Raw genomic sequence first — 15,608 nt, 5'->3', positions numbered from 1 at the left:
ACTCCTGTTAAGTTTGCGATATATCTGAACTAAAAACCTCCTTTCCAAAATTAACAATTAAAGTAATTGCACAAACTAGTACCTACCTGTTTTTGAATGTTCACTACCAGTTGACTTATTTAAGACGCTTTGAAAATTAATTCTAAACATGCTTATAAAGATTTTTAACCTTTAAAAAATTCGTTTTAATATTTGATAGTGATCCATGAATGACAAATTGAAAACACTTTTGTAATGGAAAAAATCAATATGTAAATGGGTTTTTTCTCTTGAAAAATAGAGAAGCAATAGGCATGGCTGCCAATTTATAACCAATTTCTAAGAGCTTCTTAATAAGGCCGTATTCAAATGATTTTCAAACTGGTGGTAAAGGGATAAAAACTGGTGGCTACCCGTATGGAGGTATGGTGTAAAACTATACATTTGGGTTACACAGGGTTAATATTAAAGTAATAGTTAGTTCACATTCAGAAAAGGAAATAAGAAGAGGGTATATAGTGTATTTGGATATAATCGGGAGGTTTCACTTTACATATTTTCCATTTGTGCCGGATACTGTAAAATATGGAAGATCACCATTTTTTTGTTTTTGCCTGGAAAAAATGGTAAGTGATACGGTTTTAGAATTCAACATCATCTGGATAATATTGTTATAAAAGTCAATAAAATATGAAGAAAACTACAATTTGTATTTTGAGTGCAATTTTAATGTCATCTATCACATTAGTGGATGCACAAAAAACTAAAAACAAACCTTCGGACTCTACCTCTAAAAAAGTAAAAGATCTGGAAGAAATTGTTTTAGTAGGATTCGGAAAACAGAAAAAAGGAACTGTTTCCGGATCTATAGCTTCTGTTGATAAAAAGATACTACAGGATCGCCCAACAACAAGCTTAACAGCAAGTCTGCAAGGTGCTTTACCAGGAGTTACAATTAAGTCTTCTTTGGGAGATGTAGGTTCTGTTCCTACCTTGAATGTAAGGGGAAGGAGTGTTGCGGGTAATTCTCCACTCTATATTATAGATGGTATTCCCTCTAGTGCTGCAGATTTTTCCAGATTAAGCCCAGCTGATATTGAAAATATAAGCATTTTAAAAGATGCTTCAGCATCTATCTATGGTGCAAGAGCTGGCTATGGGGTTGTTCTTGTTGAGACTAAAAAAGGCGGTGGAGGTAAGATGAGTATAGGTTATAATATGTATAATGGTTATCAGACGCCCACCTATTTGCCTAAGTATGTAGATGCTGTTGAATATATGAAACTGAAAAATGAAGCATATTATAACGCTAATAATAATGTTGGTCATTTTTCTCAATATACGCAAGATCAAATAAATCTTACAGCTGCCGGTACAGACACCGACAGATACCCAAACACAGACTGGTATAAAGCAACTTATCGAAGAATGGCAAATGTGCTTAATAATGAGATAAATATATCAGGTGGAGATAAAACTCGTTATTTCGCAAGTTTAGGGTATTTGAAACAGGAGTCTCTATCACCTACAAAGGGTATGGATAGATATTCTTTTAGGACAAATACATCTTCTAAATTGAGTGATAAACTTACAGTAAATTCTAATATATCATTTATCAAACAAATGATCAATGATCAGGGCGGTGTTATTAATACTGGAGAATTAGCAAGAATAACTCCTACTATGGTATTAAGACAATCCAATGGATGGTGGGGATCTGTTAATGCGGGTAAAGTAGATAATACATTTGCAAATACCAATCCTGTAAGAAACAATGTAGAGGGAGGAGATTCTAAGTCAAATGATCAAAAATTTATGGGGGCATTATCTGCCAATTACACTCCTGTAAAAGGATTAAATGTAAATGCTCAAATTAACTATTCAAATTGGAACTATCGTTTAGGGACTTTTGTAAATACACTAAACCCCGTATACAATTTTTTAACTAATGTTCCTATTAGTTCAACTGCGAGAGCAATTAATAACTATTCTGAGTCCTGGAATTCTGATGAATTACTTAATACTCAAGTCCTGATAAGTTATGAAAAAAACATATCATCACATTATTTTAAATTGTTGGGAGGTACTTCGTATGAAGATTATACAACCAGATCCATATCTGGTAAAAAATCCAATATACCAAAAGATGGATTACATTCTTTAAGTGCTCTTAGTACCCTTGACGGAACCTTGGATGAATTAAATTCTAATACTCAGCAATATGCTTTCCAGTCTGTTTTCGCTCGTATCAATTATAATTATCAGGAAAAATATTTTTTAGAAGGTATCATAAGGGCAGATGCATCCTCACGTTTTGCTAAAGAAAATAGATGGGGATATTTTCCTGCAATTATGGCTTCCTGGAGATTAGATAAGGAGAATTTCATAAAAAACCTGAGTTTTATCAATACACTAAAATTAAGAGGTTCTTATGGCAGCACCGGATCTATCAATACCATTGGTTATTATGACAATCAGACCTATATGGATAATACTTCTACAGTTCTGGGGAATACTATAGTAGGGGGAGTGGTACCGGGTAAGCTTGGATTTTTGGGCATAGGCTGGGAAACAATTGTTACCAAAAATATAGGTCTGGACGGATCTTTATTCAATAACGCTTTCACTTTCTCGGTAGATTTATATAACCGTCTTACAAAAGGAGCATTAATGAGCAACCAATTAGAATATGAAACTGGTGTAGCAGAAAACCAAGCACCGCCCATTAATGCGGGTAATGTGGAAAATAAAGGGATAGAAATTACTTTGGGATATAATAAAAATTTTGAAAATGGGGACTTTTACATCAATGCAAATTTTGCTAAAAACCGAAATAATATTCTTTCACTCATCAATAGTAAGACCTTATATAATGATTATTGGATAACACAAGTAGGAGGCTCAATTGGTGATTTCTACGGATATAAGACTGCAGGTCTCCTAACCCAAGAAGATATCAACAATAATTATCCTAAATTATATAGTAGCTCTCAAGTTGGTGATATAAAATATGTAGATATTAATGGAGATGGAGTTGTTGATGAAAAAGATAGAACAGTAATAGGAAATGATGTTCCAAGTCTTACCTATGGTCTAAGTATAGGGGGTAGATACAAAAATTTTGATCTTAGCGTAGTGGGTCAGGGGGTGGCTAATGTTAAGGTATATCTGGATAAAGAATCTTCTCAGGCATTTTTTAATGGTGCCGGTGCAAAACAATATGTTTCAGATAACAGATGGACTCCGGAAAACCCGAATCCTAATGCCCTGTATCCTAGAATACTGCCATCAGGAGGAGGAACTCAAAATATAGGTGTTATTTCAGATTATTGGCTTTTTGATGCAAGTTACTTTAGAATTAAGTCTATTACTTTGGGATATTCTATTCCTAAGGAAACAATTAGCCGCATAGGACTGACAAAATTCAGAATATATGCCAACTTAGAGAATTACTTTACATTGAGGGGAGATAAACGAATGAAAGATTTTGATCCTGAAATGCCAAGTAGTCGTTCAACATATCCATATTTAAAAACCATATCGTTTGGTATCAATGCAACTTTTTAATTTAAAATTAAACATCTGAAAATGAAAAAGATAAAAATTATATTACTATCAGCTTCCCTGGCTATAGTGACTAGTTCTTGTAATTTAGATAGGTTTCCAGAAGATAAAGTATCGGAAGAAACATTTTGGAAGACGGAAAAAGACGCAACCATGGCATTAAATGGTATTTACAAATATTTTTCTGATGCCGCTTACAGCAATTTATATAACGATAGTTTTACCGATAATTCATTTGCTCAATATCCCTGGGAAACAACTGCAGTAGATGCTTCTGCGGGAAACATACTTCCTTCTATAGATTTCGGATATGATTTTACTACAATTAGAAGAGTAAATACTTTTTTGGAAAAAATTGATGGGATCCCAATGGACAAAAATTTAGCTGGTAGATATAAAGCAGAAGCCAGATTTATAAGAGCTTTTAATTATTTTGATTTATCACAACGTTTTGGAGCTCTTCCACTCGTACAAAAATCAGGTGAATTGGATGGATCCACTCTAACTCCTATTTCTGAAACTCAAATTGATAATTTTGTAATCAGTGAATTAAATGCTATAGAAAATGATTTACCAACTGCCTACCCTTCCGGCCAAGATAAAGGCAGAATAACAAAAGGAGCAGTATTAGCATTTAAGGCAAGGATATATTTATACACAGGAAAATATAAAGAAGCTTATGAAGCTGCTCAATCAGTAATTAATTCCGGTACTTATAATCTTTTCACTACAACTTTAGTAGACACAAGTACAAATTATGATAGCTTTGTTACCTTTACCTCTGCAACAGATAAAGATAATTTTTATAGAGGATTGAGCAATTATCAAGCATTGTTCTGGGCTAAAAATAATGGCAACAAAGAATCAATTTTAGAAGCTCAATTTGTACCGGACTCTAAAGGAGTATTTAGTAATAGCATGGCCCTTTTCTTATTGCCAAATGAAGAGAGTGGATGGAGTTCTGTAACACCAACAATTGATTTAGTAAATGCCTATTGGAACAAAGATGGAACGGCATTTACACCTCCTTCTAATGCTACAAGAGCTTCAAATTATAATCATGGTAACCCAAATAATGCCTATCTGGATGAATTTAAAAACAGAGATACCCGTTTATATGCAAGTATAATGCATCCAAACGGACCCTGGTCTTACTTAAAAGGTTTTGGGACAAGTACATTGTTCAAATGGAATGAAGGTGCAAACAATACGTCCAAGATAGGCTATAATTATAAAAAAATGGCGGATTATGGCTCATTGGACGAGAATTTAAATATGAGCAACAATTTTATGCTTATCCGTTATGCAGAGATATTACTCATATATGCCGAAGCAAGAAATGAATTTTTTGGTCCAGATCCTTCAATCTATGATGCATTAAATCAGATTAGAGGCAGAGCAGGTATGGTAGGGGTTAGCAACACACAGACAAAAGAAACCTTAAGAGAAATTATCAGAAATGAAAGAAGGATAGAACTGGCAAATGAAGGCCACAGATTTTATGATATCAGGAGATGGAAGATTGCCCCAAATGTAATGAAAACCGTTTATGATATTACTAATACGCAGGTTGCAACAAGAGTTTGGGATAATAGATTTTACAGATTTCCTTATCCCCAAAAAGCTGTGGATTTAAATCCGAAACTAAAAGAAGCTCAAGCAGCAAAAGGATATTAATTTTATATAAATGACTATAGTTATTACTTGATAAAAAACTATTTTTGAAACTCTTAATATCACAGAAAGCTACAGTTAATTTTATCTTATATCGATCTTATTTCTTAGAGTAGTGTAAAATGTAATTAATAAATAAATCAAGGTAAATGGATGCCGTTTTAAATTCAAAAATTCAAAAGATTTTACTACTGAGCTCTTTTCTTTTTTTCTTCATTGGAAAAATTCAGGCTCAAAAAATTGAAAATGTTTCTAAGAAAGGAGAAACTTCAGTAGAAGTTTTGCTCTCTGATAACAAAAAAATGACAATAGATTTTTATGGAGAAAATATTTTTCGATTATTTTTCGATCCCAAAGGAGGAGAAGTAAGAAATCCTGAAGCGATACCTCCTGCTCAGATTTTGGTAGATCAGCCCAGAAGAAAAGTAAAAGCAATTGCTGTCAACAATTTACCGCACACTGTTTCTATTTCCACCAGTAAAATTAAAATAGAAATTGAAAAAGCAACTTCTTTATTTAAAGTATTCAACTTGAGCCTTAATAAAGAGATATTTTCTTTTGTTGCTCCCATTGAATTTAATTCTAAAGAAGCAGTGCTTACTTTATCTCAAGGAAAGGATGAATATTTCTATGGAGGCGGAGTACAAAACGGTCGATTTTCTCATAAAGGAAATACCATCTTTATTGTGAATCAAAATAACTGGACTGATGGTGGTGTTGCATCTCCAAATCCTTATTATTGGTCTACAAATGGGTATGGTTTTATGTGGCATACTTTCAAAAAAGGATATTATGATTTCGGTAAACAAAATAAAAATGAAGTGAAACTGGCTCATGAGATTAATTACCTGGATGTTTTCTTTATGGTAAATGATCAACCTAAATCTTTGTTGAATGATTTTTACCAGCTCACAGGAAACCCTGTACTTTTACCCAAATTTGGTTTTTATGAAGGACATCTTAATGCCTACAATAGAGATTATTGGAAAGAAGATGATAAAGGAATCCTATTTGAAGACGGAAAAAGATATAAAGAGAGCCAAAAAGACAATGGAGGGGTTAAAGAATCTTTAAATGGAGAAAAAAATAACTATCAGTTTTCTGCCAGAGCAGTGATAGATCGTTATAAAAATACAGATATGCCTTTGGGGTGGATATTGCCAAATGATGGTTACAGTGCTGGATACGGGCAGACAGAAACCTTGGATGGCAATATAGCTAACTTAAAATCTCTCGGAAATTATGCCAGAAAAAACGGCGTAGAAATAGGGTTATGGACCCAATCAGATTTGCACCCTAAAGATGGTATAAATGCTCTTTTACAGAGAGATATCATAAAGGAAGTAGGTGATGCAGGTGTAAGAGTACTAAAAACGGATGTTGCCTGGGTAGGTCCTGGCTATTCATTCGGACTGAATGGTATTTCAGATGTAGCCCAAATAATGCCGCGCTATGGAAACGGAAGTCGTCCTTTCATCATTTCGTTAGACGGCTGGGCTGGTTCACAACGATATGCAGGTATTTGGACAGGAGACCAAACCGGAGGGGAGTGGGAATACATCAGATTCCACATTCCTACCTATATAGGTTCTGGTTTGTCTGGCCAGCCTAACATTACTTCGGATATGGATGGTATTTTTGGAGGGAAAAACCCAATCGTTAATACAAGGGATTTCCAATGGAAGACCTTTACTCCTATGCAGTTAAACATGGACGGCTGGGGAACAAACGAAAAGTATCCCCATGCTTTGGGTGAGTCTGCTGCTTCTATTAACAGGAACTATTTAAAAATGAAATCCAGCCTGCTTCCTTATAGCTATAGTATAGCGAAGGAAGCCGTAGAAGGATTGCCAATGATCAGAGCAATGTTTTTAGATGAAGCTAATGAATATACCCTAGGAAAATCTACTCAATACCAGTATCAGTATGGACCTTATTTCTTAGTAGCTCCAGTATATCAGGCTACAAAAATGGATAAAGAAGGAAATGATATTAGAAATAATATTTACCTTCCTAAAGGAAATTGGATTGATTACTTTACAGGGCAAACTTATGAAGGAGGGATTGTTTTAAATCATTTCGATGCCCCAATTTGGAAACTCCCTCTATTTGTGAAACCAGGTGCTATTATTCCGATGGTAAATGCCAATAACAACATTCATCAAATCAATAAAAAATTAAGAATTTATGAGGTATATCCTTCAGGCAAATCCAGTTTTATAGAATATGATGACGATGGCGTAACCGAAAATTACATGAAAAAAGAATCTGTAAGCACCCTTATAGAAAGTAATGTTGTAAAAAATACTGCAACAATAAGCATCTCTTCTACTCAAGGTAACTTTAATGGCTTTGAAAAAGAAAAAATGACAGAATTTAGAATCAATGTTACTAAGAAACCATCCGGTGTAAAGCTTTCTATTGGAGGTAAAAATATAAAACTGAATATAGTAAATACTTTAGATGAATTCAATAATGCTACAAACGTATATTTTTACAATAGTAAACCTGAATTCAATAATTTTTCTACAAAAGATTCTGAATTTTCAAAAGTTTCGATTTCTCGAAATCCACAATTGTGGGTAAAATCAGGAATCACAGATGTTAGCAAAAACAAAGTAGAGCTTGTCATTAAAGACTACCAATTTATCAATTCTAATCAACTAAAAAAGAATTCCGGAGCATTTGCAGAAGCTTTGAAACCAATCACTTCAGAAAATACAAACACCGCATATTCTATATTACCATCGTGGAATACAATTCCTAATGCTGATTATTACGAAATACTATATAATAATATGGTATACAGTAATATAAAAGATACCTCTTTCTTATTTGAAGGATTAGATCCTGAAATGAAATATGATTTCAAATTAAGAGCCGTAAATAAAACAAATACTTCTGATTGGGTTCCTTTTTCATCACAAACCAATAAAAACCCTTATGAATTTGTAATTAAAGGCATAAAAGCCACAGCCACAATTCCAAGTCAGGAAGGAGAAGGGCTAGAGAATCTTTTTGATCAGGATATGAGCACAGGCTGGCACTCGGATTATGAAAAAAGCAAAGTCCCTTTTGAGATAATTTTAGATTTAGGTTCTATTAATACCATAAGCAAATTAGAATATATTCCTAGAAACAGTGGTTACAACGGAATATGGATGAATGGTAAAATTTCGTATAGTGATAATAAAAAAGATTGGATAGAACTTGGCTCTTTTACATGGGATAGAAATAACAAAAGTAAATCTTTAGATTTCGCCACACATCCAACTACACGATTTATGAAGATTGTAGTAAGCAATGCTTTCAAAAACTTTGGAAGTGGAAACGAATTATATGTATTCAAAGTTCCAGGGTCTTCAAGCTTGCTTCCCGGCGATATCAACAATGATCAGAAAATTGATATGAATGATTTTACTTCATATATTAATTATACAGGTTTGAGAAAAGGAGATTCTGATTTTGAAGGATATATTAGCAACGGAGATATAAATAAAAATGGTTTCATTGATGCCTTTGATATTTCTAACGTCGCTACGAAAATAGATGGAGGAGTAAATGATGAAGAATTGAAACCACTGCAAGGTAGCATTACAGCCTCTGCCTCAAAGCAACAATATGCTAAGAATGATATCATTGAAGTAGTAGTAAAAGGTAGTAATCTGCAATCTGTAAATGCATTGAGTTTCGCTATTCCATATAAACAGGAAGACTTGGAATATATAGGAATTACCCCATTAAATATCGGACAAATGGAAAACCTGACTTATGACAGACTGCATACCAACAAAGAAAAGGTATTATATCCTACGCTGGTCAATGTAGGACAAAAACTTCCTTTAGAAGGCACAACGGATTTATTCATTATTAAATTTAAAGCAAAAAGAAACGGATCATTTAATATAAAAGCGAGTAAAGGATTACTTGTTGATAAAACACTGAACTCTATTAACTTTTAATTACGAAATTATTTAAAAGCAAAAGAAAGAATTTACATTTTTTGACAACATCTCACAATATGAGTAAGTTAAAAAGTCAAGGCTTGGATTTTAGAATCTGAGCCTTTTTTCAAAAACAAGCATAAATTCGTTCAGAATGATGCCCTATTTAGCTTTTGTTTGTATTTTTTTTAAATAATTTCAGGTAAAAAATATTAATTCAAATCATTTATAAGGAATTCCTGATAATTAGATCAGACGCATTTTCGATCCTTTCTTGTTTGGAATTAAGAATCATTTCTGCTAAGATCTTTCCCATTTGCCAAAAATCCGTGGAAATTGTAGTAATACCACTTTCTACAATACCTTTAAGAGGCGTTTCGTTGTAGGAGATAATTCCGAAATCCTTTTTAATCTTTAGCTTCTGCTTTTTAGATTGTTTAATAACATTTACCAAGTGTTTATCATCAGGAATTATGAATACATCTCCATCCAGTATTTCCTCGTCGGTAAAATTATTGATAATGATATGTTTCTTTTTATGCTGCTCACAAAAACTGGTAAATCCTTCTACCATACCTATAGGTTCTTTTTCTCCTGGAAAAATAAGAATCAGTCTTTGGTGTGCTTTAAGCAAAGCTTTCGCTTTTGATAGACCATTATACATGTCTTTTGCGAAATTCTGATAGACTGATGAATATTCTCTTAAATGTAAATTGGTTTGATCTAATATATAAACATCCTTCTTTGGAAGCATCTTAATAATGGGCGCCGTATTATTCATATTGCCCGGCATAATTATGTACTTTGTGTAGTTTCCATTATTTTCTTCGATTAATTTCTTGAAGACATCTATATTGAAGTAGTGGAAAAAAACATGGATATTAGATCTTTGTTGTAACTCTTCCAAAAATGAATTATATAGTGTTTCCTTGAAAGCATTAAGCTCATCAAATAATAGAAAAATTCGCTCTTCAAAATCCCAATCAGTACTTTTTATGTAGTACCCTTTACCTAAAATGGCATTTACTATTCCTCTCTTTTTCAATGTTTCGTAGGCATATAGAACGGTGTCTCTAGAAATGCCAAATTCCATGCATACTTTATTTATGGAAGGTAGCTTGTCATTTTTTTTTAGCAGTTGTTGAGCAAGAGCCTGTTCAATGGAATTTATAATCTGTTGGTATTTAGGGATAACCGAATCGGGAGTTATTTTAATAAGTTTCATAATATTTCCAATTTTTTAAAACTAGTGGTGAATATACAAAAACTGGTAGGAACAAGTATGGATGCGTTTTCCAAATTTATATATTTGGTAAGATAATGTTTCCTTTTATGTGATTTTTCTGAAAAAGATTCAATTTTATTTTAAATGATCTATTAGGGACGCTAAATTATTAAATACTTTAGAGTATATAAAAGTGCTAAAAAGTGTACAAATCTATGATAAACTTACTATAAAAATTTTTAAGCGTGGGAAAACTTTCGACTCTTGATTTTGTTATATTTCTAATATATTTTTCGGTTGTAACAGCATATGGCTTATGGATATACAAGCGAAAGAAATCAAAAACGACAGGAAGTAAAGATTATTTCCTTGCAGAAGGCTCACTTACGTGGTGGGCAATTGGAGCGAGCCTGATTGCATCTAATATTTCGGCAGAACAATTTATTGGGATGAGTGGAGAAGGCTTCTTCATAGGAGTAGCTGTTGCCGTCTACGAATGGCTGGCTGCAATTGCCCTAATCATTATTGCAGTATGGTTTATTCCGATTTATCTCAAAAATAAGATTTATACGATGCCCCAGTTTTTGGAAACACGATATAATAAGTCTGTTTCCCTTATTATGGCTGTTTTTTGGCTATTTTTGTATGTAATTGTTAATCTTACTTCCATTCTTTATTTAGGAGCTGTAGCTATTGATTCATTGCTTGGTGGAGGCCACCTGCATATCATCATGATTGCACTTTTACTAATGGCTTTGTTTATTGGATTGGGGGGAATGAAAGTCATTGGCTACACGGATGTTATTCAAGTAGCAGTTCTTGTTATTGGTGGTTTTGCTACAGTTTATATGGCATTACAGGTGGTGGATCAAAGAATTAATGGTGCTGCTATTGGAAATGCCTTAACGGGTTTAGATACCCTTTTGAAAGAAGCTCCGGGACATTTCAAACTCATTCTAAATAAACCACAAATAACAACAACTTCTTTATCAATGCCGGAAAATTTAGCGGTGCAGAAATATGTGGTTTTGCCAGGCTTAGCGATGTATTTTGCTGGACAATGGATTGTACAACTTAATTATTGGGGATGTAACCAATACATTACCCAAAGAGCATTAGGAGCAGATTTGAAAACAGCAAGAACAGGAATCTTATTTGCAGGGTTTTTAAAAATTTTTATGCCTGTAATTGTTGTACTTCCTGGGATTGCAGCTTATGTACTCTATACAAAAGGTCATTTGTCAATTTTTAATGGGGTAAAAGATAGTGCTTATTCTGCAATATTGGGGTTGCTTCCATCTGGGCTTAAAGGTCTTGCGGTTGCTGCTTTAACAGCTGCAATAGTCGCATCACTTGCTGGAAAAGTAAATAGTATATCTACAATTTTCACTTTAGATATTTATAAAAAATATTTAAACACCAACACCTCTGAAATGCAAATGGTAAGAACAGGACGTTGGGCAATTATAGTGGCTATGCTTATTGCTTTGGTATTTACATGGACAGATATTTTGGGAATCGGTGGAGAAGGCGGTTTCACATTTATACAAAAATATACTGGCTTTATTAGTCCGGGTGTATTTGCTATGTTTATTTTAGGAATGTTTTGGAAAAGAACTACCGGAACCGCTGCTATAGTTGGAGTTATTCTTGGTTTTTTATTATCTATTTTCTTTAACAGCTTTGCAGTTGGCCTGTTTGGAAAAGAAACATGGATTTATACAGCATTCACTTATGAAAAATTGGAAAACGGTGTGGTGAAAACCATTACAGAGATTCCTTTCCTTATCAATATGGGCTGGTCATTTTTCATTACTGCAGTTGTAATGATTCTCTTAAGTTTTTTTGAACCAAAAGTAAATCCAAAGGCTTTTGTCACAGACAAAAATATGTTCAGTGTGGACAATAGAACATTATTTCTGATTGTCATTATTTTATTACTTCTAACTGCTATATATGTTCGTTTTTGGTAATAGAAATTTTGAGTTTTGTATTTGAGGAAAATGAGAAATGTTGGTTTTTTGCTATAATTTATCACATAGACACTTTTATAGAAAATAGTTTTTCATCCTTTAGCCTTGCTCAATGGAATTTATAATCTGTTGGTATTTGGGTAGAACTGAATCCCAAATTATTTCGAAATATTTCCAAATTTTAAACTGGTAGTAAAGCTACAAAAACCGGTAGGAACTAGTATGGTAGTGTCTGGTAAATTTATAAATTTATTTTATTAACTAAACTAGATTTATAATACATTACGATGAAGCTTATTAAAAATATAATTTTAGCCTTGTGCTTAGTAGGGGCAAGTTTGATCAGCGCACAGCAGAAACCTATTAAATATGAATCTTTCAAAATCGAGAATGGAGAATTTAAATTTAACGGACAGGCAGTTAAATTGCATTCAGGTGAGATTCATTATGCCAGAATTCCTCATGATTATTGGAGACACCGCTTAAAAATGGTTAAAGCGATGGGACTAAATACAATAGCTACATACGTATTTTGGAATTATCATGAAATAGCTCCTGGAAAATGGGATTTTCAAACCGGGAATCGAAACTTACCTGAATTCTTAAAAATAGCAAAAGAAGAAGGCTTAATGGTAATTCTTCGCCCGGGACCTTATGTGTGTGCAGAATGGGAATTCGGAGGTTATCCTTGGTTTTTGCAAAATGACAAGGATATGAAAATTAGAGAATACAATACACCTTTTTTACATTCAACAAAAGCATATTTCACAGAACTTTATAAGGTGGTAAAACCTTATCTGATTGTTAATGGTGGTCCTATTGTAATGGTGCAGGGAGAAAATGAATTTGGATCTTTCGTTAGTCAACGGGAAGATATTAAAATGGAAGATCATAAAAAATATAGTTCATCTGTATTTGATCAATTAAAAGAAGTTGGCTTCAAAGGAATGGAGTTTTTTACTTCAGATGGAGACTGGCTATTTGAAGGAGGTGCTTTACCTGGCGCTTTGCCAACTGCAAATGGAGACGAAGATCCAGAAAATATTAAGAAAGAGGTAAAGAAATTTCATAACGGAGAAGGTCCTTTTATGGTAGCGGAATACTATCCCGGGTGGTTAGATCATTGGGCAGAACCTTTCCCTCGTAAAGCCGCGGAAAGAGTAAAAAGCCATATTGAAAAATTCATGAATAACGATATTTCTTTTAATATTTACATGGTTCATGGAGGAACTAACTTTGGGTTTACCTCTGGAGCTAATTACGATAAAGATCATGACATACAACCGAGTATGACCAGTTATGATTATGATGCTCCCATTACTGAGGCAGGTTGGGAGACTGAAAAGTATTTGAAATTAAGAGAATTATTAAAAAATTCTTCTACGCCTCCTATTCCTGCAAAAATTCCAGTCATTCAGATTCAGGGTATTAAATTGTCTCAGGCAATAGATTTAGAAAATTTAAAAAATAATGTAAAGCCAGTAATTAATGATGATCCTTTGACTTTTGAGCAATTAAATCAGGGGTATGGCTATGTCTGGTACAGCAAAAACTTTAATCAACCAATTAAAGGAACTTTAAAACTTGATGGATTAAGAGATTATGCGATTGTTTATGTGAATGGAGAAAAAGTTGGAGAGCTTAATCGTTATTATAAAAAATATGAATGTGAAGTTAATATACCCTTCAATGGAAAATTAGACATTTTGGTAGAAAACATGGGAAGAATTAACTACGGAGCTGCTATTAATAAAAATACAAAAGGAATTATTTCTCCTGCATTTATTAATGACCGAAAAATCACCGGAGATTGGGAGATGTATGGACTTCCTTTTGAAAAGGCTCCGGTAATTGATGCAAAACAAAAATCAGATCTAAAAGAGAATAGACCAGCTATCTACAAAGGAAATTTTAATGTATCAAAAGTGGGAGATACTTTCTTGGATATGCGGCCTTTTGGAAAAGGAATTGTATTTGTTAATGGAATTAATTTAGGAAGGTATTGGTCAGTAGGACCACAACAGACATTATATTTACCAGGATGTTATCTAAGAAATGGTGATAATGAGATTATTATTTTTGAGCAGAAAAATAATAAAATTAATAAAGAATTAAATACATTAACCGAACCTATTTTGGACAAGTTAAACCCTGAAAAAGGGCTAAACTGATATAAAGAAACTCAATATGAGTAGTTCATTTAACAGCAAAGATCATCCACATAGAAGATATAATCCTTTATTGGATGAATGGGTTTTAGTATCACCACAAAGAGCAAAGCGGCCATGGCAAGGACAACAGGAAGAACCATTGCCAAACGTTCAAAATCAATATGACCCCGAATGTTATTTATGCCCGGGAAATTCAAGAGTTAACGGAGTCCAAAATCCCCAGTATGAGGGTGTGTATGTATTTGATAATGATTTTGGAGCTTTATTGAGCGAAGGAGTAACCTTTGATAAAACCGAGGATGAATTATTTAAAACTGAACCTGAAAGAGGAATTAATCGTGTAATTTGCTTTTCACATGACCATTCATTGACTCTTCCTGAAATGTCTGTAGAAGCAATTACAAACGTTGTGTCTGTCTGGAAAGAAGAATATCAGAATCTGGGAAGGCTAGATTACATTAATCATGTTCAGATTTTTGAAAATAAAGGGGCAATTATGGGCTGTAGTAATCCTCATCCTCATGGGCAGATTTGGGCACAGTTATCTATTCCTTCCCAGGTAGCTAGAACACAACAAAATTTGAAAAACTATTATGATAAACATGGAACAACCCTTCTGTCTGATTATCTTCAAAGGGAAATAGGAATTAATGAGCGAATTATATTAGAAAATGAAGCTTTTGTGGCCTTGGTTCCATTTTGGGCAACGTGGCCATTTGAAACAATGATTATTAGTAAAATGCCTTTAAATAGCCTACTGGCTTTTTCACATGAAGATCAAGTTTTATTTGCTCAAATATTGAAAGATTTAACTGTGAAATACGATAATATTTTCTCTACTTCCTTCCCTTATTCTGCCGGAATACATCAGGCACCTACAGATCTAGAATCACATGAGGAATGGCATTTTCATATGCATTTTTATCCCCCTTTACTTCGCTCAGCTAGTGTGAAGAAATTTATGGTAGGATATGAAATGCTGGCAGAAGCACAAAGAGATATTACTCCGGAACAAAGCGCAGACATTCTTAAAAAAAGTTCAACAATTCATTATAAAATTAAATAAAATAGCTCTTAA

General features: G+C 33.5%; 7 protein-coding genes. 6 read left to right on the top strand and 1 reads right to left on the bottom strand.

Translation table 11 applies throughout. The annotated features are described in order from the left end of the window. The first annotated feature begins 669 nt into the window (after window positions 1-669). The 3 genes from AC0INN_RS14450 to AC0INN_RS14440 all read left to right on the top strand — a co-directional run bounded on the left by AC0INN_RS14450 (window position 670) and on the right by AC0INN_RS14440 (window position 9,179). Entirely contained in the window at window positions 670-3,546 is a 2,877-nt protein-coding gene (locus tag AC0INN_RS14450) for a SusC/RagA family TonB-linked outer membrane protein (protein WP_273648696.1), read from the top strand. A gap of 21 nt (window positions 3,547-3,567) precedes the next feature. Continuing rightward, the gene (locus AC0INN_RS14445) at window positions 3,568-5,220 is read left to right on the top strand and encodes a RagB/SusD family nutrient uptake outer membrane protein (protein WP_306613806.1); all 1,653 of its coding nucleotides are present in this window, start codon (window positions 3,568-3,570) and stop codon (window positions 5,218-5,220) included. A gap of 146 nt (window positions 5,221-5,366) precedes the next feature. Beyond that, window positions 5,367-9,179, top strand: coding sequence for a TIM-barrel domain-containing protein (locus AC0INN_RS14440; RefSeq protein WP_306613804.1), 3,813 nt, complete (start codon window positions 5,367-5,369; stop codon window positions 9,177-9,179). Window positions 9,180-9,387: 208 nt separating this feature from the next. On the opposite strand, the gene AC0INN_RS14435 is transcribed toward AC0INN_RS14440, so the two are convergent. Then, window positions 9,388-10,386: a GntR family transcriptional regulator gene (locus tag AC0INN_RS14435; RefSeq protein WP_172279598.1), complete on the bottom strand. Its 999-nt coding sequence runs from the start codon at window positions 10,384-10,386 to the stop codon at window positions 9,388-9,390. Between the two features lie 245 nt (window positions 10,387-10,631). On the opposite strand from AC0INN_RS14435, the gene AC0INN_RS14430 reads away from it, so the two are divergent. The 3 genes from AC0INN_RS14430 to AC0INN_RS14420 all read left to right on the top strand — a co-directional run bounded on the left by AC0INN_RS14430 (window position 10,632) and on the right by AC0INN_RS14420 (window position 15,596). After that, the gene (locus AC0INN_RS14430; RefSeq protein ID WP_306613802.1) at window positions 10,632-12,359 is read left to right on the top strand and encodes a sodium:solute symporter family transporter; all 1,728 of its coding nucleotides are present in this window, start codon (window positions 10,632-10,634) and stop codon (window positions 12,357-12,359) included. A 287-nt stretch (window positions 12,360-12,646) separates the two neighbouring features. Next, window positions 12,647-14,530 (top strand): beta-galactosidase, encoded by a 1,884-nt coding sequence (locus tag AC0INN_RS14425; RefSeq protein WP_273648691.1) that lies wholly within the window; start codon window positions 12,647-12,649, stop codon window positions 14,528-14,530. 16 nt (window positions 14,531-14,546) lie between these two features. Then, on the top strand, window positions 14,547-15,596 hold the full coding sequence (locus tag AC0INN_RS14420) for a UDP-glucose--hexose-1-phosphate uridylyltransferase (RefSeq protein WP_306613800.1): 1,050 nt from the start codon (window positions 14,547-14,549) through the stop codon (window positions 15,594-15,596). Window positions 15,597-15,608 lie beyond the last annotated feature (12 nt).

The organism is Chryseobacterium subflavum (assembly GCF_055762745.1).
The sequence above is the reverse complement of the archived record's forward strand: the minus strand, read 5'-3'. Positions and strand labels throughout refer to the sequence as shown.